This is a genomic window from Bacteroides sp. ET71, assembly GCF_023336905.1.
In the GTDB taxonomy this organism is placed as follows: Bacteria; Bacteroidota; Bacteroidia; order Bacteroidales; family Bacteroidaceae; genus Bacteroides.
In genome coordinates this window covers 53,182-79,336 of the sequence record NZ_JAMBLS010000008.1, presented here as the reverse complement: position 1 = coordinate 79,336, position 26,155 = coordinate 53,182, and the positions used below count along the sequence as shown (strand labels likewise).

At 54.0% G+C, this 26,155-nt stretch carries 24 protein-coding genes; 8 read left to right on the top strand and 16 right to left on the bottom strand.

Translation table 11 applies throughout. The features are described from left to right. Positions 1 to 62: 62 nt before the first annotated feature. Positions 63 to 1,634: an L-aspartate oxidase gene (gene nadB / locus M3090_RS06460; protein WP_249054663.1), complete on the top strand. Its 1,572-nt coding sequence runs from the start codon at positions 63 to 65 to the stop codon at positions 1,632 to 1,634. Beyond that, positions 1,621 to 2,994 (top strand): MATE family efflux transporter, encoded by a 1,374-nt coding sequence (locus M3090_RS06455; protein WP_249054661.1) that lies wholly within the window; start codon positions 1,621 to 1,623, stop codon positions 2,992 to 2,994. The genes nadB and M3090_RS06455 overlap by 14 nt, the downstream gene beginning before the upstream one ends. Before the next feature lie 39 nt (positions 2,995 to 3,033). Here M3090_RS06455 and M3090_RS06450 read toward each other — a convergent pair whose 3' ends face one another. The 5 genes from M3090_RS06450 to rbr all read right to left on the bottom strand — a co-directional run bounded on the left by M3090_RS06450 (position 3,034) and on the right by rbr (position 5,842). Next, positions 3,034 to 3,801, bottom strand: a complete 768-nt coding sequence (locus tag M3090_RS06450; RefSeq protein WP_249054660.1) for a M48 family metallopeptidase — start codon at positions 3,799 to 3,801, stop codon at positions 3,034 to 3,036. Beyond that, positions 3,786 to 4,208: a DUF4870 domain-containing protein gene (locus M3090_RS06445; RefSeq protein ID WP_249054659.1), complete on the bottom strand. Its 423-nt coding sequence runs from the start codon at positions 4,206 to 4,208 to the stop codon at positions 3,786 to 3,788. The genes M3090_RS06450 and M3090_RS06445 overlap by 16 nt, the downstream gene beginning before the upstream one ends. Next, a complete protein-coding gene (locus M3090_RS06440) occupies positions 4,205 to 4,603 on the bottom strand; it encodes a DUF2752 domain-containing protein (protein WP_249054658.1) in 399 nt (132 codons plus the stop codon). The genes M3090_RS06445 and M3090_RS06440 overlap by 4 nt, the downstream gene beginning before the upstream one ends. Before the next feature lie 10 nt (positions 4,604 to 4,613). Next, on the bottom strand, positions 4,614 to 4,949 hold the full coding sequence (locus tag M3090_RS06435; RefSeq protein ID WP_249054657.1) for a TM2 domain-containing protein: 336 nt from the start codon (positions 4,947 to 4,949) through the stop codon (positions 4,614 to 4,616). A 314-nt stretch (positions 4,950 to 5,263) separates the two neighbouring features. Continuing rightward, entirely contained in the window at positions 5,264 to 5,842 is a 579-nt protein-coding gene (gene rbr, locus M3090_RS06430) for a rubrerythrin (protein WP_249054656.1), read from the bottom strand. A 178-nt stretch (positions 5,843 to 6,020) separates the two neighbouring features. On the opposite strand from rbr, the gene M3090_RS06425 reads away from it, so the two are divergent. Continuing rightward, positions 6,021 to 7,706, top strand: a complete 1,686-nt coding sequence (locus tag M3090_RS06425; protein ID WP_249054655.1) for a SulP family inorganic anion transporter — start codon at positions 6,021 to 6,023, stop codon at positions 7,704 to 7,706. A gap of 12 nt (positions 7,707 to 7,718) precedes the next feature. Continuing rightward, entirely contained in the window at positions 7,719 to 8,624 is a 906-nt protein-coding gene (locus tag M3090_RS06420; RefSeq protein WP_249054654.1) for a DNA/RNA non-specific endonuclease, read from the top strand. Positions 8,625 to 8,709: 85 nt separating this feature from the next. On the opposite strand, the gene M3090_RS06415 is transcribed toward M3090_RS06420, so the two are convergent. Next, a complete protein-coding gene (locus tag M3090_RS06415) occupies positions 8,710 to 9,483 on the bottom strand; it encodes a radical SAM protein (protein WP_249054653.1) in 774 nt (257 codons plus the stop codon). A 59-nt stretch (positions 9,484 to 9,542) separates the two neighbouring features. Then, positions 9,543 to 11,558 carry a helix-hairpin-helix domain-containing protein gene (locus tag M3090_RS06410; protein ID WP_249054652.1) on the bottom strand — a complete coding sequence of 672 codons (2,016 nt, stop codon included), beginning with the start codon at positions 11,556 to 11,558 and terminating at the stop codon, positions 9,543 to 9,545. Positions 11,559 to 11,704: 146 nt separating this feature from the next. Here M3090_RS06410 and M3090_RS06405 point away from each other — a divergent pair, with 146 nt between their 5' ends. Next, positions 11,705 to 11,848 carry a hypothetical protein gene (locus M3090_RS06405; protein ID WP_249054650.1) on the top strand — a complete coding sequence of 48 codons (144 nt, stop codon included), beginning with the start codon at positions 11,705 to 11,707 and terminating at the stop codon, positions 11,846 to 11,848. A gap of 78 nt (positions 11,849 to 11,926) precedes the next feature. Here the strand turns inward: M3090_RS06405 and M3090_RS06400 are convergent, their stop codons facing one another. Together M3090_RS06400 and fldA are read right to left on the bottom strand one after the other, a co-directional pair. Next, positions 11,927 to 12,277: a DUF2023 family protein gene (locus M3090_RS06400; RefSeq protein WP_249054729.1), complete on the bottom strand. Its 351-nt coding sequence runs from the start codon at positions 12,275 to 12,277 to the stop codon at positions 11,927 to 11,929. Positions 12,278 to 12,308: 31 nt separating this feature from the next. Next, on the bottom strand, positions 12,309 to 12,815 hold the full coding sequence (gene fldA, locus M3090_RS06395) for a flavodoxin FldA (RefSeq protein WP_249054648.1): 507 nt from the start codon (positions 12,813 to 12,815) through the stop codon (positions 12,309 to 12,311). 164 nt (positions 12,816 to 12,979) lie between these two features. On the opposite strand from fldA, the gene M3090_RS06390 reads away from it, so the two are divergent. Next, entirely contained in the window at positions 12,980 to 13,606 is a 627-nt protein-coding gene (locus M3090_RS06390) for a DUF4294 domain-containing protein (protein ID WP_410553181.1), read from the top strand. 10 nt (positions 13,607 to 13,616) lie between these two features. Here M3090_RS06390 and M3090_RS06385 read toward each other — a convergent pair whose 3' ends face one another. Continuing rightward, positions 13,617 to 14,579: a YitT family protein gene (locus M3090_RS06385; protein ID WP_249054647.1), complete on the bottom strand. Its 963-nt coding sequence runs from the start codon at positions 14,577 to 14,579 to the stop codon at positions 13,617 to 13,619. A 432-nt stretch (positions 14,580 to 15,011) separates the two neighbouring features. Continuing rightward, positions 15,012 to 15,542 (bottom strand): RNA methyltransferase, encoded by a 531-nt coding sequence (locus tag M3090_RS06380; protein WP_249054645.1) that lies wholly within the window; start codon positions 15,540 to 15,542, stop codon positions 15,012 to 15,014. 477 nt (positions 15,543 to 16,019) lie between these two features. Between M3090_RS06380 and nadA the strand changes: the two genes are divergently transcribed. Continuing rightward, a complete protein-coding gene (nadA, locus tag M3090_RS06375; protein WP_249054644.1) occupies positions 16,020 to 16,958 on the top strand; it encodes a quinolinate synthase NadA in 939 nt (312 codons plus the stop codon). A gap of 104 nt (positions 16,959 to 17,062) precedes the next feature. Here nadA and M3090_RS06370 read toward each other — a convergent pair whose 3' ends face one another. The 5 genes from M3090_RS06370 to M3090_RS06350 form a co-directional block, all read right to left on the bottom strand. After that, the gene (locus M3090_RS06370) at positions 17,063 to 17,644 is read right to left on the bottom strand and encodes a non-canonical purine NTP diphosphatase (RefSeq protein ID WP_249054643.1); all 582 of its coding nucleotides are present in this window, start codon (positions 17,642 to 17,644) and stop codon (positions 17,063 to 17,065) included. 146 nt (positions 17,645 to 17,790) lie between these two features. Then, positions 17,791 to 18,693 (bottom strand): YitT family protein, encoded by a 903-nt coding sequence (locus M3090_RS06365; protein ID WP_249054642.1) that lies wholly within the window; start codon positions 18,691 to 18,693, stop codon positions 17,791 to 17,793. 4 nt (positions 18,694 to 18,697) lie between these two features. Beyond that, positions 18,698 to 21,535, bottom strand: a complete 2,838-nt coding sequence (gene leuS, locus M3090_RS06360; protein ID WP_249054640.1) for a leucine--tRNA ligase — start codon at positions 21,533 to 21,535, stop codon at positions 18,698 to 18,700. A 114-nt stretch (positions 21,536 to 21,649) separates the two neighbouring features. Next, positions 21,650 to 23,749, bottom strand: a complete 2,100-nt coding sequence (locus M3090_RS06355; protein ID WP_249054639.1) for a glycoside hydrolase 43 family protein — start codon at positions 23,747 to 23,749, stop codon at positions 21,650 to 21,652. Positions 23,750 to 24,815: 1,066 nt separating this feature from the next. Beyond that, entirely contained in the window at positions 24,816 to 24,983 is a 168-nt protein-coding gene (locus M3090_RS06350) for a hypothetical protein (protein WP_249054637.1), read from the bottom strand. Between the two features lie 400 nt (positions 24,984 to 25,383). Here M3090_RS06350 and M3090_RS06345 point away from each other — a divergent pair, with 400 nt between their 5' ends. Next, positions 25,384 to 26,139: an MBL fold metallo-hydrolase gene (locus M3090_RS06345; RefSeq protein ID WP_249054636.1), complete on the top strand. Its 756-nt coding sequence runs from the start codon at positions 25,384 to 25,386 to the stop codon at positions 26,137 to 26,139. Positions 26,140 to 26,155 lie beyond the last annotated feature (16 nt).

Sequence of the window (26,155 nt, the reverse complement as noted above, 5' to 3'; positions counted from 1 at the left end):
ACGCACAAAAGTACAAGAAAAGCGCTTAATCCTTAACTTTGCGCCGTAAATATATTAACATCATGGTCAGACAATTCGATTTCCTCGTCATCGGCTCTGGGATAGCCGGGATGAGCTTCGCGCTGAAAGTGGCGCACAAAGGTTCGGTGGCCCTTATCTGCAAAGCCGGAATGGAAGAAGCCAATACGTATTTCGCACAAGGCGGTATTGCCTCAGTAACCAACCTCGCAGTGGACAACTTCGAAAAACACATCGAAGACACCATGATTGCCGGTGACTGGATAAGCGACCGCGCTGCCGTAGAAAAAGTGGTGCGTAATGCTCCCGCACAAATACAAGAACTCATCCAATGGGGCGTGAACTTTGACAAGAAAGACGACGGAACCTTTGACCTGCATCGCGAAGGCGGGCATTCGGAGTTCCGCATCCTTCACCACCAAGACAATACGGGTGCGGAGATACAAACCAGCCTCATCGAAGCGGTCAAGCTTCATCCGAACATCACGGTCTTTACCAATCACTATGCAGTGGAGATTATCACCCAGCATCACCTTGGCATCATCGTAACACGATACACGCCCGGCATCAAATGCTACGGCGCCTATGTGCTGAACGAAGAAACCGGCGTAGTAGACACCTTCCTCTCGAAAGTCACGGTCATGGCCACCGGTGGCTGCGAGGCAGTCTACCTGCATACGACCAACCCGTTGGTAGCTACCGGCGACGGCATCGCCATGGTCTACCGGGCCAAAGGGGCAGTCAAAGACATGGAGTTTATACAGTTCCACCCGACGGCGCTTTATCATCCGGGCGACCGTCCATCGTTCCTTATCACAGAAGCCATGCGTGGCTATGGAGCCGTGCTCCGCACGCTTGACGGCAAGGAATTTATGCAGAAGTACGACCCGCGTCTTTCGCTTGCGCCACGCGACATTGTCGCAAGAGCCATCGACAGCGAGATGAAGCAGCGTGGCGAGGACCATGTCTACCTGGATGTAACACACAAAGACGCCGAGGAAACGAAGCGGCATTTCCCCAATATCTACCAGAAGTGCCTGAGCATCGGTGTCGACATCACCAAAGACTATATTCCTGTGGCGCCTGCCGCGCATTATTTGTGCGGAGGCATCAAAGTCGACCTGGACGGGCAGAGCTCGATACGCAGGCTGTATGCCATCGGTGAATGTTCGTGCACGGGACTGCACGGAGGCAACCGTCTGGCGAGCAACTCGCTTATCGAGGCAGTAGTCTATGCCGACGCAGCAGCCAAACACGCCTTGAGCGTGTTGGAACGTTACGACTTCAACACCGATATCCCGGAATGGAACGATGAGGGAACCATCAGCAATGAAGAGCGTGTGCTCATTACCCAGAGTATGAAAGAAGTGAACCAAATCATGGAATCGTACGTGGGCATCGTGCGAAGCAACGTCCGCCTGACTCGTGCATGGAACCGCCTGGACATCCTTTACGAAGAGACGGAACGCCTGTTCAAGAGTTGCAAGGCCACGCGCGAGTTGTGCGAACTGCGCAATATGATTAACGTGGGATACCTCATCACCAAACAAGCCATGGAACGTAAGGAGAGTCGCGGACTGCACTACACCATAGACTATCCGCATGCAGCCCGATAACCGAGTTTACGAAGAGCGACTGGGCACCGAACGGATGCTGCCGCTGGTCTTCAGGATGGCATTGCCTGCTGTGGTAGCCCAGTTCGTCAACTTGCTCTATGCCATTGTAGACCGCATTTACATCGGACACATCCCCGGCATAGGCACCGATGCGCTGGCTGGCGTAGGGGTCACCACTTCGATGATTGTGCTCATTTCTTCTTTCTCGGCCATCGTGAGCGGGGGAGGGGCACCGCTGGCTGCCATGGCACTGGGACATGGCGACCGTGAACGGGCGGGACGCATCTTGGGAAACGGATTCGTGATGCTGGTGGGCTTTACGGTGCTGACATCGGTGGTGGCATACATGTTCATGGAACCCATTTTGCTGCTGACCGGTGCGTCGGTGCACACATTGCCTTATGCGGTAGATTATCTGTCGGTGTATTTGTTAGGCACGCTTTTCGTTGAAGTGTCCGTGGGTCTGAATACGTTCATCAATGCCCAAGGACGGCCGGCCATCGGCATGTATTCGGTGCTGATAGGAGCTTTGCTCAATATCGCGCTGGATCCGGTATTCATTTTCGTGTTGGACATGGGGGTGCGCGGAGCGGCTATCGCCACGGTCGTCTCGCAGGCGTGCAGCGCAGCATGGGTAGTGGGATTTCTGTGTTCCCGCAAGGCTTCCCTGCGGTTGGAACGTGTATATTTAAAGCCCGACCGGCGCGTCATTCTTTCTGTCCTTGCCTTGGGCGTATCTCCATTCATCATGGCCAGCACGGAAAGCATGGTTGGCTTCGTACTGAACGGAAGCCTACAACGCTTTGGAGACATCTACGTCAGCGCACTGGCTATCCTGCAAAGTGCCATGCAGCTTGCCGCTGTGCCGCTGACGGGCTTTGCACAAGGTTTTGTGCCGATAGCCAGCTATAACTACGGGCATGGCGACAAGGCACGCGTGAGGCAATGTTTCCGGGTAGCGGTGACGGTGATGTTTTCCTTCAACCTGGTGCTGATGTTGCTGATGATACTTTTTCCTACTGTGGTGGCATCGGCCTTTACCACCGACCCCGCACTGCTGGCGACGGTTCGCCAGACAATGCCTGTTTTCCTGGCGGGCATGACCATCTTCGGATTGCAGCGGGCGTGCCAGAACATGTTCGTCGCGCTGGGTCAAGCCAAGATTTCGGTGTTCATCGCGCTGTTGCGCAAAGTCTTTCTGCTCATCCCGCTGGCGTTGGTACTGCCGCACGGGCTGGGTGTCATGGGCGTGTTTGCCGCCGAGGGCATCTCGGATGCCACGGCCGCCATCTGTTGCACGCTGTTGTTCGCCTGGCAATTTCCAAAGATTCTCGGAAAGCTGAAGACGGAAGGGCAATAAGCAGAAGGGCAGAGACTGAGGGAGAGCAGACGGTCGCTTTCAAAAGTCAAACTTGCCGGGGATTTCTGCCTGTTTTCCTTCGGCCGCCAGTTGGCGGATGCGGCGGGCGCGTTCGGCGGAACCGGGATGTGTGCTTATCCACTCGGCCAGGGCAGGCAGGTCTTCTTCGGCAGAAAGGCGGAGCAAGAAGTCGGCCAAGGCATTGGGGTCAATGCCGGCAGCCAGCAGGTAGTGCACCGCCAGTGCGTCCGCCTCGCTTTCCAGCGTCCGGTCGTAAGCAGTAGAGGTGAGCACGCGTGCGACTTCGCCCAGTGTCTCCGTGCCGCCAGAGCCAGACGTCATCACCACCAGGGCAGACAGCCCGATTTCTTTCACGAGTTTCTGCATCACGTGTCCCTGCGTCAAATGAGCCAGTTCGTGCGCCATGACGCCGGACAGCTCGTCTGCGTTGTGGCAAGAGTCGAGCAGGGCAGTGTTCACCACAAGGTGGTTGCCGGGGCAGGCGAAGGCGTTGACTTCTTCGTCTTCTACCAGGTGAAGGAAAATGGCAGAGCGGTCGATGTCGTTGGCGCGGCACAGGGCGTCCAGCAACGAGTCGACGGGGAGCACCCGTAGAGAATCGTCTACAAAGGCAGCGTCCGACGAATAGACATCCCACCACAGTTCGCCCAACTTATCTTCGACCACCGTTTCCTTCAGGCCGAACGTATTCAGCCAATCCACGCGCGAGAAAGCGAAAAGCACGGCGCCAAACACCAGGACAGACACGGCCGCCTGCTTCAACGTTTTGGTTATTTCGGTCTGCATAACAAGTCGGTCAGCGGGGCATAGACATACCAGTCTACTTGGCGGCCTTTGTTGACGGCTACCATGGTGTGGAACGTGGCGACGAAGTCTATCAGGTTGAACAAAACCACCGTAAAAAGGTAGGCGAAATAGAACGAGGAGAGCGGCTGAAGGTCGAGCAGGATGCGCACGCTCCACCAGAAAAGCACGCAATTGACGAGGAAGAGCGGCACCTGCGACACCAGCGCTTGCGTGCAATGCCAGCGCACGAAGTAAGTCTTGCGCCTGTTGGCCAGGTAGAAAATCAGCGTGGCAGCCAGGTTGACGATGGGGAAGGGGAGACCCACCATCACCACCAGCAGCGACATGAGGTAGCTTTGGGCAGCCGCCTCGCGCTCGTGTTCTTGGGGGACGTAGTAGTCTTTCATATTCCTTTATATATATTCCAAATCCAGTTGAGCAGCACCAGCACCGCCCCTGCGACGAACCACATCCGGCGCCGCAACGTCGTGTCTATCCGGCAGAAAAGAGCGTAGAGCGACGCACGACGCCGCACGGCATCGGCCAGCAACCCGACGGGCACCCCGACCAGCAGCACGGCCAGCACGATGCCATTGGGATTGATGAGGAAGGCTTGCGTCACATCGCCCTGCAACAACACCCGCAGCGCGCGCGTGGAACCGCATGCCGGACATGGCACACCCGTCAGCCAGCGGAAGAGGCACGGGCTGCCCGCCTCGGAAACTGCTCCCGAAAAAGCCACCCACGCATAACCCAAGGCACACAAGCCCGCCGCCAACAGGTAGAACGCCCGCCGCGTCATGGGTACTTGTTTATAACAACGCCTGGAGCTTCTGCATGTTGCGGTCGCGCGCCGTGCCCATGATGAGGAACCAGTCCACGATGCTCCAGATGCCGCAGCCGCCGCACGTGATGAGCTTGATGACGCCCAAGCCCATGTCGCCCACGAAGAAGCGGTCGATGCCCAGCGAACCACCGATGATGGAAATTATCAACGAAATGGTGGGATCCTTGAACTGCAGGGCCTGCAACATCGGCCATTTGGCATCGTCAGCTCCCAGCAGAAGCTCGCGGATAGCTCCGATTTGATAGTCATGGAAGAACTTGCCGTTCGCCATGATGAAGGAATCTACCTTTTGTGAATCCATAATATAAAAAGATTTAGTCCGTAAATACACGACAAAGATAACGAATCCCACTTAAACGCCGCATGAATCAGTCACTTTTTTACCAAGCGGACAAAAAAAAGCGCCCGCACCAAAGGCGGGCGCCTGCGACGGACAACGGCCGTGGTTCTTACGGACACGGGGCGCGGCTGTCCCGAACCGGAAGCAAGGCTCTTGCGGACACGAGCCACGGCCCGCAAAAGAATGGGGAAAACAGCATGGGAAACAAAGAAATGGGTGAGCCGCCACAAAAAAAATCTTCCGGCCCAACCAGTGGGCCGGAAGACCGGAACATGTTACCAATTCTCTTTCTTTACCTCGAAGTAAGCTTGCGGATGCAGGCAGGCCGGGCACGTCTGCGGAGCCTCCTTGCCCACGTAGATGTATCCGCAGTTGCGGCACTGCCACACCACTTCCTCGTCTTTGGCAAAGACCTTGCCCTGCTCGATGTTCTTCACGAAAGCGAGGTAGCGCTCTTCATGCCCTTTTTCAGCCGTGGCGATGTTGCGGTACATCAGCGCGATTTCGGGGAAGCCTTCGGCATCGGCCACATCGGCAAACTTGGGGTAATCCAGCGTCCACTCCTCGTTCTCGCCGGCTGCGGCAGCCCGCAGGTTCTCGAGCGTCGTTCCGATGACGCCCGCCGGATAACTGGCCGTGATTTCCACCATGCCGCCTTCCAGCCATTTGAACATGCGCTTGGCGTGCTCCTTCTCCTGCTCCGCCGTCTCCAGGAAGATGGCGGCTATCTGTTCGTAGCCCTCTTTCTTGGCCGCACTGGCGAAATACGTATAGCGCATCCGTGCCTGCGATTCTCCGGCAAACGATGTCAACAAGTTCTTCTCAGTCTGTGTTCCTTTGATACTTTTTCCCATAATCTGTTCGATGTTTTTTTAGTGAATAAATAATGTAGAAAGATTTCTCTTGCGTACAAAGTTAAGCTTTTGTCCGAAAGAAACCTTATGAAATAGAACAAAAAAAACGGCCGGATTGTTTTGCGACGGCCTATTTTAACTACCTTTGCAGTCCATTACATTAATTAAGGATTTGCTTATGAAAGCTTTCGAATTCAAACCGAAACTATTTGAAACACTGAAACACTACGACAAACAGACCTTTGTGTCCGACCTCATGGCCGGCATCATCGTGGGCATCGTGGCCCTCCCGCTCGCCATCGCCTTCGGCATCGCCTCGGGCGTATCTCCCGAAAAAGGCATCATCACGGCCATCATCGCCGGATTCCTCATCTCGCTGCTGGGCGGCAGCCGCGTGCAGATAGGCGGGCCGACGGGCGCATTCATCGTCATCGTCTACGGCGTCATCCAGCAATACGGCGAGGCGGGCCTTATCGCCGCCACGCTCATGGCCGGCGTCATCCTCGTCCTGCTGGGCGTCTTCCGCCTGGGCGCCGTTATCAAGTTCATCCCATACCCCATCATCGTGGGCTTCACCAGCGGCATCGCCCTCACCATCTTCACCACGCAGGTGGCCGACATCTTCGGACTGAAGTTCGGCGGCGAGCAGGTGCCGGGCGACTTCATCGGCAAATGGATGCTCTACTTCCGCCACTTCGACACGGTCAACTGGTGGAACACGGCCGTCAGCCTCGCCAGCATCGCTCTCATCATCCTCACCCCGCGCTTCTCCAAAAAGATACCCGGCTCGCTCGTGGCCATAGTCGTCGTGACGCTGGCAGTCTGGCTGCTCAAGACCCATGCGGGCATCACAGGCATCGACACCATAGGCGACCGCTTCAGCATCCGCGCTGAGCTGCCCGACGCTGCCATACCCGCCCTGGACTGGGAGGCAGTGAAAAACCTCTTCCCCGTCGCACTGACCATCGCCGTGCTGGGAGCCATCGAGTCGCTGCTCTCGGCCACCGTGGCCGACGGTGCCACAGGCGACCACCACAACTCGAACACCGAACTCATCGCACAAGGGGCAGCCAACATCGTGGCACCCCTCTTCGGCGGCATCCCGGCGACAGGAGCCATCGCCCGCACCATGGCCAACATCAATAACGGCGGGCGGACGCCCGTGGCCGGCATCATACACGCCGTCGTCCTGCTCCTTATCCTGCTGCTGCTCATGCCCCTGGCGCAATACATCCCGATGGGATGCCTGGCAGGCGTGCTGGCGGTGGTGGCCTACAACATGAGCGGATGGCGCACGTTCCGCGCCCTGCTGCGCAACCCCAAGGCCGATGTCACCGTGTTGTTCATCACCTTCTTCCTGACCGTCGTCTTTGACTTGACCGTCGCTATCGAAGCGGGACTCGTCATCGCCTGTGTCCTCTTCATGCACCGCGTCATGGAGACGACGGAAATCTCTGTCATTAAAGACGAAATCGACCCTAACAAGGACACCGGCGCCGATACGCACGAGGAGCACATCGTCATCCCGGAAGGAGTGGAAGTCTATGAGATAAACGGCCCCTACTTCTTTGGGATTGCCACCAAGTTCGAAGAAGTCATGGCGCGGCTGGGTGACCGGCCGAAGGTACGCGTCGTGCGGATGCGCAAAGTGCCCTTTATCGACTCGACGGGCATCCACAACCTGGAGAGCCTCTGCCGCATGTCGCAAAAGGAAAAGATAACCATCGTGCTCAGCGGCGTGAACGAGAAAGTGCACCAGGCTCTGCAAAAATCCGGCTTCTACGAACTGTTGGGCGAAGAAAACATCTGCCCGAACATCAACGTGGCACTAGACAGGGCCAACCAACTCATCAACCGCCCGTAAACCCTTACCGATATGGCCAGAAGAAAGAAACAAAAGAAATCGCGGGGACTGCTCTATACGCTCATCGCCGTCATCCTTGCCTGCCTGGGCTACGAGCCGCTGACGCGCGCCCTGCACGTCGACCCCGACCAAGGCCTGCCCGCCGTGGTCGAAGCATTGCGCCAACGCCTGCCGGAACCATCGGCCGAAACAACACAGACTACCTATGCCGACCTGACAGCCGACGGCGTGCTGCTGCCCGCACCGCTGAAATCTACCCCGGAAAAGATACTGGTACGCCGCGGTTACACCGTCTCTTACAACCTGGAACACAACCTGCCCAACTGGGTGGCCTGGGAACTGACGCCGGAAAAGCTCGTCGAACGCGAAAGCCGGACGGACAAATTCCTCCCGGACCCCGACCTGCCTGCGGACAAGGCCGTCACAACCGACGACTACAAGCGTTCGGGCTGGGACAGAGGACACATGTGTCCTGCGGCAGACAACCGTTGGCACTGGAGGGCGATGCAAGAGAGCTTCTTCATGACGAACATCTGTCCGCAGCACCATAACCTGAACCGTGGCGACTGGAAAGAACTGGAAGATGCGTGCCGCGACTGGGCACAGAAAGAAGGGAAAATATACATCGTGTGCGGACCCATCCTGTACCGGCAGAAACACCAAACCATCGGGCATGAACACCGCATCACCGTGCCTGAGGCATTCTTCAAGGTCGTGCTTTGTCCCAGCAGCACGCCGCCCAGGGCCATCGGCTTCATCTATAAGAACACGGCGGGCAACCATCCGCTGGACAGTTATGTCAACTCCGTAGACCAGGTGGAGCGCATCACGGGCATCGACTTCTTTCCCGCCCTGCCCGACGAGGTGGAAGACCGGGTAGAGGCGGAGTGCGACCTCAGCCTGTGGCCGATGGAATAAAAGTATGGCTGCGAGCTACAAGCTACAAGTGAGAATACGAACAGAATCATACTGACTTGTAGCTCGTAGCTCGCAGCCCGTATCTTCAGTAAGAAACGCTCACTTCGATGCCGGCGCGGCGCACCAAGTCGCCGATGCGGTCCAGCTCCTCGTGCGAGGCCTTGCACAGTTCGTGGTCTGGCGTCTCGCGGTCGATAGTATAAATCATCACGCTGCGCGGGGCAATCTCTTTCACCCGCTCCAACCAGGGCAGTACGTAGCGGTCGGACGTATTGTCCATGTCACGGCCCAGGTAGCCTCCTTTCAAGAACATGGTCTGCACGATGCACCGGCCACGGAAAGCCTTCATCCGCTCGATGATGGCCTCTACCGAGTAATGGCCCGTAGGACGGTCCAGTGTGCGGATATATTCCTCGTCCACCGTGTCCAGCTTCAGGATATTGTTGTCCACCCGCTCCAGCGCGTCGAAGACGGCGGGCTTGTGAATGAAAGTCGAGTTGCTCAAGACACTTACCTTTGCTTTCGGGAAATAGCGGTCGCGCAACGCCAGCGTGTCGTCGATGATTTCCGGGAAATGCGGGTGCGCCGTGGGTTCACCGTTGCCGGCAAAAGTCAGCACGTCGGGTGCCGGCCCGTTCTGCTGCATGTCCTGCAAGCGTGCTTCGAGGGCGGCACGCACTTCCTCGCGCGTGGGACGCGGCAACCGGGGGCGAAAATCTTCGTTAAAACCACACTCGCAGTAGATGCAGTTGAAAGTGCACAGCTTGCCGTCGGCCGGCATCAGGTTGATTCCCAAAGAAACTCCCAAACGGCGGGAATGTACAGGGCCGAAGATGGGAGACGGATAAATGACTGTCATAGTTCGGGATTTTTCCGGCAAAAGTAGGGGTTTTGTTCTTTAGAAACAACTATTCGGCTTCAGAACTTCACGCGCACCTGCAACTGCAAGTCTGTCTTCCGGTTGCTCCTTATCAAATCGTTGCCCGAACTTATCTCGTCCCTGTCCAAGTAGGACGTATGCCCCAGCTTGGCCAGGAGCATCAGCCACTTGAGCGGGTCGTAACGCAGATGCAGCGAGCAACGGAAGCCTTGTCCCGAAAAGGAAGGCGTGTAGAAGGTGTAAAGCAGGCTCCGCTCGTAGACGTAGACGCGCGAATCGTAGTCATCGGTGTCGAAATACGTGCCTTGCACCGAAAGCCTGAGCGGGAAGAAAGGCAGGGCACAGGAAACCGCCTGCGTGCACTGCCAGCCCGAAGCGGAGGAAATCCCCTGCTGGGTGAAGATGTTATGGTCGGCGGTGGTCTGGAAACGCCAGATGCCGGGCTCGCAGGTCAGGCGGAAGCGTGCGCGGTGGTGCAGGGTGGGGACGGTCACTTCGCCGCCCGTACCGGTCACGTCACGCTCGCGGCGCCTGAAGCGGTAGTTGGCGTACATGGACAATCCTTCGCGTGGGGTGTAGGTGGCCTGGAAACGCACATCCACGCCCTGCGAGGGCTTGCTGATGCGGTAGCGCCACCAGGGGAAGGAGAAGAAGTCGGCCGAAGCAAAGAAACGCCAACGGACCAAGGGCGCCACCTCGGCAGCCAGGTACCAGCCGTTCTCGTTCTGGGGCGTGCTGCCTTCGCCAAAGGAGTGGCCGAACCAGGCCCAATAGTCGTGGGCGTAGTAGCGGTGGACCAGCAGCACCCGATAGTCGGGCGAGAAGTCGTAGCTCAGGCGGTTGAGGAAGGCGCAGCCCTGTTTGCCCAGCGCGGCTTCGCCCGACAGGCCGAAACGACCCAGGCGGTAGCGGTAGTCCAGTCCCACATTATAAAAATGGTTGCCGCGCAGGTTGTATTTGGCATATTCACGCAGGCGGGGTTCGTAAGGGCGGTCGAAGAAGTAATAGATACCGGTCAGCCCCACCTGAAAGGGGTTGCCCCGGTAGGCGATGTTCCCCCCGGCCAGTTGCAGGACGGCGGCGTACATTTTTTCGACTTCGGACTGGGTACGGTGCAGACCCGATTCGTCGATGGAAACCAGCGCGCCGTCCTCGACTCGTCCGTCCAGCGTGCGGTGTGAATAAAAGGCGGAGACTTCCACGCGGCGGGCGGCCTGCACCGTCGCGGCCAGTCCGCGGAAATAGTCGTACTCGCCTGTCGAACCATGCTTGCGGATGCCCCGGCTGCGATGGTCGGACGTGGCCAGCGAGAACGATTTGCCCAGACCGAAACTGTTGCCCAGCACCAGGCCTTGCCCGAAGTCCAGGCGGTAGGTGCCCAGTGCCAGCGTCTTCAGGCGACCCAGGTTGTTCAGCAAGACGTAATAGGAATAATGGTCGTAGCCTTTCGCATCGTGCAAGGCGAAGAATGGCTCGCCGGCATCCTTTTCGGCGGCAAAGCCTGCCTGCACGTATTCGCCCCGGCGGAAGGCATAGCGCAGCGAGTGGTAGAGGGGAGTGCCGAGATAATCCTTCTCATAGCCCTTGCGGCGGTAGAAGGGCAGATCGAAGCGAGCCAGCATCTCATGCTTGCCGTAACGCCAGATGTCTTTCCACGAAGGGAAACCTTTGGGAGCATCCACGGACTTCACGCACACAAAAGGGTGCAGGAGTTCGGCAGTCCGGCGGTTCATCTCCGGCACCAGCATCAGCTCGTAGACGCTTTGCATCGGCCCGTGCAGGAAGACATAAGCCTGGATATTCTCCACTTGTTGGGCAGTGAGGAAGGGAAACTGTTCCAACTGTTCGCGGGTGGCGGTGTTCAAATCCAAAGGACTGTCGAGCAGGTAGGCAAGGTCTTGCAGCTCGTCTTCCCAAGTAGCGGGGTCGGTCTGCTCGGCCAGTTCCTCCAGGTTGTCTTCCAGAAGAAGCAGGCTTTGGGCATACGGCCGGAACGGAAGCAGCAAGAACAGGGTGAAGGCGAGGATTCGCTCGAGGTTTTCCATGGTTTTCATACGGTTCTGTTACGGCAGACGAAGGTAAGGAAAAGAATCGGATTAACGTCAAAAGGAGAAAGAAAATCGGCAAAATCCCGACAAGTAGACATCAACCGCCCGAAGGAAATGCTCTGACCCTGCGGAAAGCGCCCATACGAATCGGCATGAAAGAAAAACGCCTCTTCCAGAGCATCGTGGCCGTGACGAACAATAGCCGTGCCTACACCGAACAACAGCCGCGCCTACTCCGAACAGTAGCCATGCCCGTTACGGACACCCGGCCACAAGACCGCCAAACATCAGAATGACAAGCCAGAAGCGAAAACAAAAATTCCCCGGAAGCTGTCTCTGTCGGCTCCCGAGGAATCATCTGGTCAAGGCAGGTCTTAACTCCGCTCCTTGCGCGAACAATAGCGCTTACACTGGGCACAGATGTCGTATCCCAACATAGTGCCAAGGATGAAATCCTCCTCCGGAGTCAGTTGGTTCAAGGGACGCGTCACCATGCAGCGCACGGCATGGATGCACTCCGGCTTCCCGAAAAACAAGTTTATCTTCTTGCCGTCGATGGGCTGAATCAAGTAAGCTATGTTCTGTTTCTCCAAACGGGCGACGGCGAATGCCTCGTATTTGCGATTAACGGTATAAAGAACCATCTGGCGCACTCCCTTCTGAAACTCGTAAACATGGTTCAGAAAGACTTTCAGTTCTTCGGGCCGGATGCCGGAATGTTGCATGTCCATACGGGTCGGTGCTAAGAGTAAAGAATCAAAGACTGCTTTTGAGGCCGGCCACCCAGGCGTCGATACGCTGGTCGGTCTTATCGCTTTCGTTCACGTCGTCGAGAGCCAGCCCCACGAAGTGTCCGTCCGTAGCGGCGATGGACGAGGAGAAAGAATAGCCTTCGGTGCTGACATCGTTGCCGATGAACGTACAGCCAGTGTTCTTCAGATGCTCGTAGAGCACTCCGATAGCGTCGCAGAACGTGTCGCCATACGATTCAGAGTCGCCGCAACCAAACAGAGCCACGAGCTTTCCGCTCAAGTCTGCCGACTTCAGCGTCTTGACGCCGTCATACCAATCGTCCTGAAGGTCGCCGTCGCCCCAGGTAGAGCTGCCCAGGATGAGTACGTCATAATCCTTCACCTTGTCCACCGTCAGCTTGTCTGCACTGTACACATCAGCGGCGGGCACTCCCAGCTTACCGGCTATCCGGTTAGCCAGGTCCTCGCATGTTCCGGTACTGGAACCATAGAAAATACCAATCTTTTTCATTATCTTCTTCGTTAATAAATTGCTGATTGCAAAGTAAAAACATTCTCCCCGTCCGTGAAATACCTACTTTCTGCGATTTCTACGGGCGCCAATCCCTATTCCGGGCTAACTATTTGTGGGGAAAGAAAAAATAAAGTCGCGCGACAGAGACGTTATTCCGCAGAATGATGTACTTTTGTCCTACGATGCAAAAGTTTGTCTACATAGCACTGCTGGCTTTCCTGTTCTTGCTGACGGGAACAGATTGCCTGGCCCAAGAGGAAGGCGAACCTACGACGGCCTACCTGACGCCTACCTATATACATGAGGGCGACACGATACCCTACGTCGCCTTGCCTGCGGTGTATATCTTCAAACCGGTCACGTTCAAGAACAAACGTCAGGAGAGAAGGTATAACAAATTAGTACGGGACGTGAAGAAAGTCCTCCCGATAGCCAACGAAGTGAAGAACGCCGTCATCGAGACTTACGAATACATCATGACCCTGCCCGACGACAAAGCGCGCCAGCGACACCTGAAGGCGGTGGAGAAAAGCGTGAAGGAGCAATATACGCCCCGCATGAAGAAGTTGACCTTCTCGCAAGGCAAGCTGCTGATTAAGCTGGTAGACCGACAGACCAACTCCACCGGTTACGAACTGGTGAAGGCATTCCTCGGTCCTTTCCGCGCAGGGTTCTACCAGGCGTTTGCCGCCCTGTTCGGCGCCAGTCTGAAGAAAGAGTATGACCCGCAGGGGGAAGATGCACTGACGGAACAGGTGGTGCTGATGGTGGAAAACGGACAATTGTAATCCCGCCTTCTTATTCCGGCTGCAACTCGTTCTTCGAGGGCAACTGCTTCCAACCTTCGCCAAAGGTGTCGTAAGCGTCGGTGACGACCACGAAGGCGGAAGGGTCGGCTTCTTTTATCTTGGCCTTCAGGCCGGCCACTTCCTTATAGCTGACCACCAGAAAGAGCATTTCCTTATCTTCTTTCGTATAGAGGCCGCTGCTCTTAATGCAGGTAGCCGTGCGGTCCATTTCTTCGATGATGTACTGATGCAGGTCAGGCAGTTTCTTGTTGCTAATGACGAAGAGAAGCTTGTCGTTTTTCTCGCCGTTAATCACCCTGGCCAAAACACGCGAACAGATAAAGATGGCGATGAGCGAATAGAACGACAGGTGCCACGAGGGTTGACTGACGTCTTCGGCATTGCCCACCCCAAAACCAATGACCACGAGGCCGAAGCAGACAACCAGTCCGTCGACCAGCAGGATGGCGTTCGAGAAACGGATGTGCGCGTACTTCTGCAGAATCATCGCCACTATGTCCGTTCCGCCTGTCGTAGCCTGGTTGCGCACCACGATGCCCTGACCGATGCCGATGACCGCCGCACCGATAACGGTGGTCAGCATCAGATGGTCCGTCATGTCGAAGGCACCGCCCAACAGTTGCGACGGGTCAAGGGCATGCAAAGCTTCCTTCGTAGGGTAGGACAGGGCCGATATAACGTTCATGATAAGGGGAGTGGTCAGCGCGGCGGCTATGGTGCGGCCTCCCAGCTTAGCCCCCAGGAGCAAGACGGAAAGGATGAGCAGGGGAATGTCGAACATATAACCGAAGGTTCCCACCTGGATGGAAGGGAAAAGGTTGTGCAACACGATGCTGGCGCCATACACGCCGCCAGGAACGATGTTATACGGATTGATGAAAAACACGAAACCAGCCGCCATGATGGTGCAGCCTACAAAGATATTCACCCAAGAAAGTATCTGCTTTGTCATAGTACTTCATATTTATGCGGCAAATATACAAAAACTTTCTGAAACATCCGACAAAAACCAGTGCCTATCAAACAGTAGTTATTCACCGGCCGGTGTCAATAAACAGCCGCTGTCAATATCTTGTTAACAAACACTACGGCTGAAAGTTCATCATCCTTTAAAAGAAAGACTTATCCGGTTTAAAAGAAATGAACAGGCTGTTCATAAAGGCATCGTTCCACCCGCTTCTTCACCAACGGTAAAAAACATTATCAACACTACTGTGAAGAAAAGGAGAAAAACAAGTCTTGCCCGACGGCAATATCCCCGGTCCGGAAGAGGCACGCTTCGTACGAACAAGAAGCACGGCTCTTCCGAACAAGAGGCACGCTCCATACGGACAAGAAGCAATCAACCGACAGATGATTGCTAATCAAACAATTAACAAGGGTGTTAAAAATGAAGTTTCCGGAACAAGTCCCAGATGACGATGCCCGCCGTGACGGACACGTTGAGCGAATGTTTGGTGCCGAACTGCGGTATCTCGATGCAGCCGTCGCAGCGGTCAATCACTTCTTGCTGCACACCTTTCACCTCATTGCCCAGCACCACGGCATAGCGGCGGCCGCGCTCCAGCACTACGTCCTGCAACATTGTGCTGCCCTCGGCCTGCTCCACCGCCAAGACTGTGAAGCCTTCTTCGTGCAGGTTATTAACAGCTTTCACCGCGTTATCAACATATTTCCAATCGACTGTGAACTCAGCCCCCAACGCTGTCTTGTGCATCTCGGGATGAGGCGGAACAGCCGTAATGCCGCACAAATAAATGCACTCTACGCGGAAAGCGTCCGACGTGCGAAACACCGAACCGATGTTGTGCAAGGAACGCACGTTGTCCAACACCACGGCCAAGGGCAACTTCTCCGCCGCCTTAAACTCTTCCGCACTGATGCGGTTCAACTCTGTTATCTTAAGCTTACGCATATTCTTCAGCATTACGGCCGCAAAGATACTCCATTCTGTTCACATCTGTGTTAATAACCGGGGAAAACCTGTCAATACTGCGAGGAAAGATTTTAAAAGATTCCGCTTGCATATCTCATAACTACCGCCATACAAACACCCCTATGAACATTCCAAAAAAAAGAAACCCAAGTTTTGACAGCGTATTAAACAGATTTTTCCGCCGCCCAATGCAGCTTTATCCTTCGAAAGTTATTAACTTTGTCGGTTGTTGACAGGCAGTTAATAGCACCGGGACAAAGCCACTTTCCTGCTTCTTATCCAACACGTTGTACATACTGCACCGTGTTAGTAACAAAGGGAAAACAACATCCCCCCGACACAATAACTTCTTGCGCAAGAAAAAGCCCGACAAGTTATTTACCGAATTAACAGCCCATCATCATCAGCATAGAGATTTTCATTTAAAGAAATAAAAAGAAATAAATATAATGGATTATGACTGACATCAGAGAAGAAATCGAAAAACTGAAGCGAGAGAAAAACGCCGTCATCCTGGGACACTACTACCAGCGGGGCGAAGTGCAAGACCTGGCCGACTTCGTGGGCGACAGTCTGGCCCTGGCACAATGGGCCGCACGGACGGAAGCAGACATTATTGTGATGTGCGGCGTGCATTTCATGGGGGAGACTGCCAAGGTGCTCTGTCCCCAGAAGAAAGTCCTCGTGCCCGACCTGGCAGCCGGCTGCTCACTGGCCGACAGTTGTCCCGCCGACGCCTTCGAACGCTTCGTCCGCGAGCATCCGGGCTACACGGTCATCTCTTACGTCAACACCACGGCCGCCGTCAAGGCACTGACCGACGTCGTGGTCACCTCCACCAATGCCCGCCAGATTGTCGAAAGCTTCCCGCAGGACGAGAAAATCATCTTCGGCCCGGACCGTAACCTGGGTAACTACATCAACGCCGTCACAGGCCGCCAAATGCTGGTGTGGGACGGAGCGTGCCACGTCCATGAGCAGTTCTCGGTGGAAAAGATAGTTGAAACCAAACGCCTGCACCCCGACGCGCTTGTTCTGGCACACCCGGAGTGCAAAGGCTCGGTCTTGAAGCTGGCAGATGTCGTAGGCTCCACAGCCGCCTTGCTGAAGTATGCCGTCCGTCATCCCGAACATACCTACATCGTAGCCACCGAGGCAGGCATCCTGCACGAGATGCGCAAGCAATGTCCCCAGACTACCTTTATCCCCGCTCCTCCGTCGGACAGTACCTGTGCCTGCAACGAATGTAGCTACATGCGCCTCAATACACTGGAGAAACTGCGCGACTGCCTGCGCGACGAATCGCCCGAAATCACCGTCGACCCCGCCATCGCCGCACGTGCCGTCCGCCCTATTGAGCGGATGCTGGAGATTTCTGCCCGGCTGGGGCTGTAAACCCTAAGCCGGCTCCATAAAAAAGGCCTGGCGGCGTTTTAAAGCACCGTCAGGCCTTTTTCTTTATAAGTACGGAACGCGACTGTGACGCCCCGTTTTAAAGTTTATTGCAGCGTGTTGAGAAACTTGCAAAGCTTTTGCACTCCGATGGCACGGTGGCTTATCTTGTTCTTCAGCGCATCGCCCATCTCGGCAAAAGTCTGCGTGTAGCCGTCCGGCACAAAGATGGGGTCATAACCGAATCCCGACATACCGCGCCGCGTCTTGGTGATTTCTCCGTTCACGATGCCCTCGAAAAGATGCTCTTTCCCGTTCAGGATAAGGGCAAACACCGTGCGGAAACGCGCTTTCCGGTTCTCCACACCTTCCAATTCCAGCAACAGCTTGCGCATGTTGGCCTCCGAATTGTGCGCTTCGCCGGCATAACGGGCCGAATACACACCGGGTGCTCCTCCCAATGCCTCCACTTCCAGTCCCGTGTCGTCGGCAAAACAGTCCTTATGATATTTCTCGTAGATAAACCTTGCTTTCTGCAAAGCGTTCCCCTCCAACGTGTCAGATGTCTCGGGAATGTCGGTCACGCAACCGATATCTTTCAAGCTGAAGATTTCAATCTTTTTTCCTATGATAGCTTCTACTTCCTCCAGCTTGTGGATGTTGTTGGTGGCAAATACAAACTTTTTCATATGTAGACGATGTTTTCAGTTAATGTGCTATTGGTAAACCTTAATCTATACGAGGGCATCAGTTCGTTGCCATATAACAGCCTGCGGACGACGGTCACTTCTGTCATGCCATTTCAGAGGTGATGTCATTTCGCATCCGCCCCTGTTCATTTGGCTTTCAGCCGGTCGAAACCTTCGCCATAGACACCGATGACCGAGCTTTGAGACACAAATGCATTGGGGTCTACCTCTTTCACCAGTTGGAAGATTTCATTGGACTGACGCTTGTAAGCCAGTACCACCAATACTTTGACATGATTCTGGCTATACCAGCCAGTACCATCCAATACCGTCACACCGCGGTGCGTCTCGCGGGTGATGCGGTCGGCTATTTCTTCGTATTTATGGCTGAAAATAAGAAACTGCACCGACTGGCGGGCACTGTTTACAATGTAATCAATAACGAAACCCATGACAAACAGCGTCACAAAGCCGAAAATAACGCGCCGCCAATCGTGGAACACAAAGTAGCAGGAACTGATGATAAGACAGTCTACCAGCATCACCATGCGCCCCAGGGCTACATCTTTATACTTATGCACTACGGCAGCAATAATGTCCGTGCCGCCCGTACTGCCTCCGCAATTGAACGCTATGCCCAATCCTGCGCCACACATTACCGACCCAATCAGGCACGCCATGGTGTCTTGTCCCGGGCCCAGCAGCAGCGGGAAGGTGCCGTCCGGATTCTTCACCAGCCATTGGGTGAACTCCAGCATCAGCGTCAGCACGATGATGGCATACGTGGTCTTAATGCTGAACTTTGGTCCCAAGACTTTAATGGCCAGTGTCATCAGTACCGCATTAATCAGGAAATACGTGTATTGGATGGGGAAACCGGTCGAATAATAAATGATGGCTCCGATACCGGTAGTTCCACCTGTCGTGATCTGATATGGAATCATGAACACTGCCCAGGCCAACGCATAACTGAAGAGACCCAGGGCTATGAAAAGATAGTCCCGGCTCTCTCGTAAAATTTCGGCTCTTGTTGGTTTCTTTAAGCGCATAGGTTTATTTTAATACGATGTTGATTATCTTCTTCGGCACGACAATCACCTTGACCACCTGCTTGCCTTCCATCCACTTGGCAGAGCGTTCGTCGGCCAGGACGGCGGCTTGTATGTCATCGGCCTGTGCGTCGGCAGGGAAGGTCTGGTTGAAACGTGCCTTTCCGTTGAAGGAGACGGTGTAGTTCACTGTGTTTTCCACCAGATATTCTTCGTTCCAGGCAGGCCATTGGGCATCACATACCGAACCTTGTCCACCCAGTTGCTCCCACAGTTCTTCGCAGACATGCGGGGCAAAAGGCGCCAGGGTAACGACCAGCGGCATCAGTACTTTGCGCTTGCTGCATTTCAAGGCTGCCAATTCGTTGACGCATATCATGAAGGCGCTGACGGACGTATTGTAGGAGAAGGCTTCGATGTCACCCGTCACTTTCTTGATGAGTTTGTGCAGGGACTTCAGTTCTTCCGGCGTAGCCTCTCCGTCTGTCACTTGCCAATTGCCCGTGCGGTCATAGAAGAGTGACCAGAATTTCTTCAGGAAGCGGTGCACGCCGTCAATGCCGTTCGTGTCCCAAGGCTTGGATTGCTCTACGGGACCGAGGAACATCTCATACATGCGGAGTGTGTCGGCACCATATTTCTCGACAATCATGTCGGGATTCACTACGTTGTACATGGATTTCGACATCTTTTCCACCGCCCATCCGCAGATATATTTGCCGTCTTCCAGGATAAACTCGGCCGTATTATACTCCGGACGCCAGGCTTTGAAGGCTTCGATGTCCAATACGTCGTTCTGCACGATGTTCACATCCACATGGAGTGGGGTAGTGTCGTACTGTTCTTTCAATCCCAGAGATACGAAGGTATTGGTGTCCTTGATGCGGTAAACGAAGTTGCTTCGTCCTTGAATCATGCCTTGGTTCACCAGCTTCTGGAAGGGTTCTTCCACTACCGAAATGCCCAAGTCGTGCAGGAACTTGTTCCAGAAACGCGAGTAAATCAAGTGTCCCGTAGCGTGTTCCGTGCCCCCTACGTAGAGGTCTACGTTGCGCCAGTATTCGTCCACCTTCTTGTCCACCAGAGCCTGATTGTTGTGCGGGTCCATGTAGCGCAGGTAGTAGGCGCTGGAGCCTGCAAAGCCCGGCATGGTGTTCAGTTCGAGGGGGAAGATGGTCGTGTTGTCTATCTTTTCGTTTTCGACCACGCAATTGTTCACTGTGTCCCAAGCCCACTTGGTGGCATGTCCCAGAGGAGGTTCGCCCGTTTCTGTGGGTTGGAATTTGCTCACTTCGGGCAATTCCAACGGAAGGCAGCTTTCGGGAATCATGTAGGGCATCCCGTCTTTGTAATACACGGGGAACGGTTCGCCCCAATAACGCTGACGGCTGAAGATGGCGTCGCGCAGACGGTAGTTCACCTTCACGCGTCCCAGGTTATGGTCTTTCACATATTTCTTGGTGGCGGCAATGGCTTCTTTGATAGTCAATCCGTTCAGGTTCAAGTCGCAGTAGGGCGTGGCATCCTTGCGGGGTGAGTTGCATACAATACCTTCTTTGGCATCGAAGCTCTCTTCACTTACATCGCATCCTTCCACCAACGGACGGATTTCCAATCCGAAATGTTTGGCGAAAGCATAGTCGCGGCTGTCGTGCGCAGGCACGGCCATGATGGCTCCCGTGCCATATCCGGCCAGCACATAGTCGCTTATCCAGATGGGCACTGCTTCGCCCGTGAAAGGATTGATGGCATACGAACCGGAGAAGACGCCCGTCACACTCCGGTCGCTGATGCGTTCACGTTCTGTGCGTTTCTTTGTGCGGTCCAGGTAAGCGTCCACTTCGACTTTCTGTGCTTCAGTGGTCAGTTGGGACACCAGTTCGCTTTCCGGAGCCAATACCATGAAAGTGACCCCGAACATCGTGTCGGCGCGGGTGGTAAATATCGTGAATTCCAAATCGCTGTCTTTCACCTTGAAGCGCACTTCCGTGCCTTCGCTCCGGCCTATCCAGTTGCGTTGGGTCTCTTTCAACGAATCGGTCCACTGGATGGTTTCCAATCCGTCCAGCAGGCGTTGCGCGTAGGCCGATACGCGCAGGCACCATTGCTTCATCTTCTTTTGTACCACCGGGTAGCCTCCGCGTTCCGACACGCCGTCCACCACCTCGTCGTTGGCTAGCACCGTGCCCAATTGCGGGCACCAGTTCACCATCGTTTCGCCCAAGTAGGCGATGCGATAGTTCATCAGCGTCTCCTGCTTCTCCTTCTCGCTCTTCGCCTTCCATTCGTCGGCCGTGAAGCAAAGTTCTTCGGAGCAAGCCACATCGAGGCCTTTTGTGCCCGTCTTCCCGAACCTTTCCGTCAGCTCGTCTATGGGGCGTGCCTGTTGCTTGTCGTTGTCGTAGTAGCTGTTGAACATTTTTTGGAAAGCCCATTGTGTCCAGTGATAATATTGCGGGTCGCAGGTGCGGATTTCGCGGCTCCAGTCGAACGAGAAGCCTATCTTGTCTAACTGTTCGCGGTAGCGGTTGATATTGTTGACGGTTGTAATTGCAGGGTGTTGTCCGGTTTGGATGGCATACTGTTCGGCGGGCAATCCGTAAGCGTCATACCCCATCGGGTTGAGCACGTTGAACCCGCAGAGCCGTTTATATCTGGCGTAGATGTCCGACGCGATGTATCCTAACGGATGTCCCACGTGCAGCCCCGCTCCGCTGGGGTAGGGGAACATGTTGAGCACATAATACTTCGGTTTGCTCTCGTCTTCCTTCACGCGGTAGGTCTGGTTGTCCACCCACCGCTGTTGCCATTTTTTCTCGATATCCCTGAAATTATATTCCATGTCGTCTTGTAGTAATAGGGTTAAATACTTGGTTGGTTGTCATAAACGGTGCAAATTTACGGGTTTATTTCCAGATTTAATGCGACAGGTGCGAAAAAACGCTGCTGAAAGGGCTCAGTAAGGGGCTTGTTCCCATTGGAAAACGGTCCCGTTCAGCCGGCTGGCCGAGGTGCCCGCCCAATCGGCCGCATACGCTTCTCCCGAAGCGGGGTCAAGGCCTAAGTACCGGTTTGTTTTCAACGACAGCAACATACATTGCCCGTGCAGCATGTCTTGCCACATGAACAGGCAATCTTCGGTCTCTTCGGCAGACAACCGCACGTCTCCGGACAGGCCCAAGCCGGCCACCGTCACATACCCCGTGCCGTTCATGGCTTGCAAGACCACTTTCCCATTTCCTCTGTCCAAGATTTTGAAGAAGCAGTCGGGCGTGTTGTATTCTTTCGCCCAATCAGGTACCGAATAAATCATTTTTCTGGGATTGGCCTGCATACGTTGTTGATTTCCTATGTTCGTAAGGCTGACCGTTTTTCCGAAGGGGATGTTCTTGCTGCGGTCGGCCAAAGGCTCTTCCACCGTGAAGTCGTCGAATTCCGCATAGCCCCCCTCCCGGTGTTGTTGGTTGAAGGCGAACAAGGCATACCGTGCGCCTTGGAAAATCTTGGTTTGGTAGGGCACGACCAATTTTTCCCCTATGTCCTGATAGTTTACCCCATCTTTGCTGAAGCTGAATTGCGCCCATTCGTGTTCAAAGTCACCCGTGACGCGCAGGTAGATGGGCGATTTGTCCCACGGCTGTTCAAGGGTCGTGTCTGTCCCCAAGTCATAATAACTCAGCAGGATCTGCTTGTTTCTGACGGTAATGCCTACCCATTCGTAAGGAATGTTCAGCAATCCCAATCCGGCAATGTCCCCTTCCTTCAGGTGCGAGGGGTCGAGCACCACCGTGGCTATCGACACCGGTCCTATTCCCCTTTGGGTCAACGTGTTTCTGGCCCAGTACAAATCTTTGGCAGGCAGGGTGTGCAGGCGGAGTTTACCGTTCTTCAATGCCCATTGGCGGTCGTCAGGTAGGTGGTTCCATTGCCAGACAGGCAACAGGCTTTTGTTGTCGAAATCATCGCTGCGCACGTAAGGAGCATGAGAAACGACCTTGGCGTCCACTTGCGGTTTCGTCCAGGTCCTTGGCGAACGCCCCAAGTTGTTTTCCAATCCGAAGTAAGGCCATCCGTCTTTCCAGGTGACGGGCGAGAGGCAGGTGGTGCGTCCCACGGCTAAGAAGTCCAGCATGGAGAATCCCCACCAGTCTCCGTTTTCCAACTGTACGATGCCTCCTTGGTGCAGGGTGGCACAACCCATATTGTCGGCCTGCGGTTTGTAGGTTTTCAGCCTCCATTGGCCTTTTTCCGGCATTTTCCCATCCATCGGGATGTCGCTTGCCCAAGTGGCATGTGCTGTGCCCAAGGTCTCCCGGCAACTGATGACCCGTGTCTCGTAAGGTCCCTCCAATTTATCGGCCCGGGCGCACATCATGCGTCCCATAGGCGCGTAGTCGGCGCTGATGAGGTAATATCTCCCGTCTATTTTGTAGATGTGGTGTCCTTCACCCATGGCGTTTCCCCGTGGGATGATGCACCGGTCGCTGCCCTCGACATATCCGCTGAAGTCTGGTTTGATTTCAATGCAATGCACCTCGTCGTAACCGTAGACGGCATAGATTTTCCCGTTGTCGAACAATACGGAGACGTCATGGATGGAGCCGCCCATGTTGTAGTGTTTCCACGGGCCTTTCGGGTTGTCCGACACATACACCTGCATCCCTATGCCGTTGATGTTGGAGAATATATGGAATTTTCCGTCGTGGTATCGGATGCAGGGCGCCCATATGCCTTGTCCGTAAGCCTCTTTCCCGTCTTCTAAGCGGAAGCGGGGATCATCGATGTCGATGCGGTCGAAGGCATAGCTACAGAAGTCCCAGTTGACCAAATCTTTAGAGGTCAGCACGGCCAGTCCCGGATTGCAGTGCATGGTCGTCCCCACCAAGTAGAAAGTGTCGTCTACCCGGATAATGTCCGGGTCGGAGAATTCGTCATAAAACAAGGGATTGGTATAAGTGCCGTTTCCATTGTCGGCTGTCCAGGAGGACGATTGTCCCCACACGCTGTTCAGGGCCATCAGGCAACATGCCATCCATGCGGCCAGACTTCGTTTCATACCGTGGCAATACATAAGATTTTGGTTTTAGAGGTTTGTTTAAATGATTTAGAAAAGACTCAGGAGCAAATGTACGCATTTTATTCGGCTTATTGCTTGCATAGACGTTGTTTTTTCAAGTCTTTTTAGTCGACTCTGCTTGGGCAAGCTACCAAAGACCTGTCTCGCTTTCGTCTATACACAAGAGCGAGGTAAGAGCGAGTAACGACTTTGGTAGGTAGTTGACTGGAATTTGTTTAGTACATACTGTTGAAAAATCCATACAAATGAAGCAGTTGGAAATAGCGCGATTGGGGAGCCTTCTTTTTGTCGTCATGCTTGTACAATTTCTGAATGGCAGAAGATTATTTGTTTGGGAAGGAATGCAAATGATTGAAAATTAGTATGTTTTCGGATTGATACTTAGCCTATTTCGGGTGTGGCTTCCTGACTTCTTCGGGATTGGTAAGCGGCTTGTCTGGTGGTTAGTTAATCACTCCCTGAATAAACAGTTATTGGTTGGTCTATGGATAAATAGACGGCTTAGGTAGTGATCTATAATTCACTTGACTTGTGTTTTTGCATGGTAAAAAATAACGAAAAAGAAGGGTTTTAATTGAAAATTATCGCTTAAAAATCGCTTTCTCTGTCCTCTAAGGGAGCGAACGGAGTCGAAGGCTTGTCTACGATGGTGTGTTGTCATCCTTGCAAACTGCTGCGTCATTATCGGGATTCGGGCTGAGTCGTTTACGAAAGTAAACATTTGTTTGTCAAGTAATTAACTTTCCAAAAAAAACCGGAAATACCCCAAAAATGTAACAATGGCCCTTGTCCGAACCATCCGGAAAACCATAAAACATCTCCTACAAACACGTATTTTGAACAGATTGTGCTAGTTTTTGACCAGATAGTGTTTAGTAACCAATAACGGACATTGCCTAATTTTGTGACAGGCAATTCTTTGCGGAAAAGCCGTCAATACAGAACATAACCCTAAACAATAAAAAGAATGAATAGAAACATGAAGACACTCCATAAGATTATCCAGCAATCGGAACCGCCAAGTCAAGAAACACTCTACCGGAGACTACTGACGAACGAGTGTGTTTGCCAATTGTCCCACGACCAACTCTTGTCGCTCATCGAGGAATGTCGGCAGCATCTCGACCCGGACTTTTTCCTTTGGCTGAAGCGAAATCAAATCAAATGCTTGTCTCCCCGTGGCATTATCTTTTGCATTCTTATTCGTCTCCATAAGGGTAGCGATGAAATTAAACATATTCTCGGTCTGGGCATGCCGCTTACCGCACATTCAAAAGCCGCATCGCCAACCTGCTGCAAATTCAAGAAATGCAGAAAGCCACTCTCGAGGAATTCTTGTGGGAGATCTCTGAAACGTAGCAAGAAGAAGGGATGATCTGGTCTCTTTATGGAAAGTAAAATATTTTCTCTACTTGGACAAATTTCTTGCAAAAATCGTCCACCATACCTTAAATCTCCGTAACTTTAGCCTCTGAGAATAGAGTGGTAATTGCTTAAATGGCATAATTGCTCACTATAAATTTAAGGCTTTTATCGTTATGTTGTTAATTTTCAGATAAATAATGTCGTCTCTTATATCACGTTAGTTAGTTGCCAAAGAAAAATAAACGCTTATGACCCTCACCTATATCTTCCACAGTTCCTTTGCCCTTGACACCGGCACATGTATCTTGCTTTTCGATTATTGGATGGACCCGGCGGCCGTCGTTTCCCGATTGTTGCCGTCGGACAAACCTATGTATGTCTTTGCCAGCCATTTTCATGAAGATCATTTCAATCGGGAAATTTTCTCGTGGAAAGAGGGACGGCAGGCCAACACTTTTTATATTCTCTCGAAAGATATCTGGAAGCACCGCCGTGCACGGCGTGAGGAGGCTGACGTCTGGTTGGCCAAAGGAGGCAGTTGGCAGGACGATAACTTGCGCGTGACGGCTACGGGGAGCACGGACAGTGGTGTCTCGTGGGTGATAGAAACGGGTGGAAGGCGTTTTTTCCATGCCGGTGATTTGAATAACTGGTATGCGCGTTTCCTGACCGACGATTATCGGGGCGGTACGATATACAGCCCGGAGTTTGGCATGGAAGTTGACCCGGGCAGGGAGGAGAAACGCTATCTGGGTGAGTTGAAGGATATCCGCAAGGTGGCGGACTCGTTCGACCTGGTGATGTTTCCCGTGGACAGTCGTGTGGGCAACGGCTATACACGCGGGGCCCGGCAGTTCATCGGGCAGTTCCGGGTGGGGATGTTTGTCCCCATGCACTTTGTGGTTGGCGGATTCGAATCGGCCTGGCGGATGAAGGAGTTTACCGATGCGCAGGGCATCGGCTTTTGGGACATCGCTTGCGAAGGGGATGTGTTAGAGTTATAGTGCGTCTCCGGCTTTT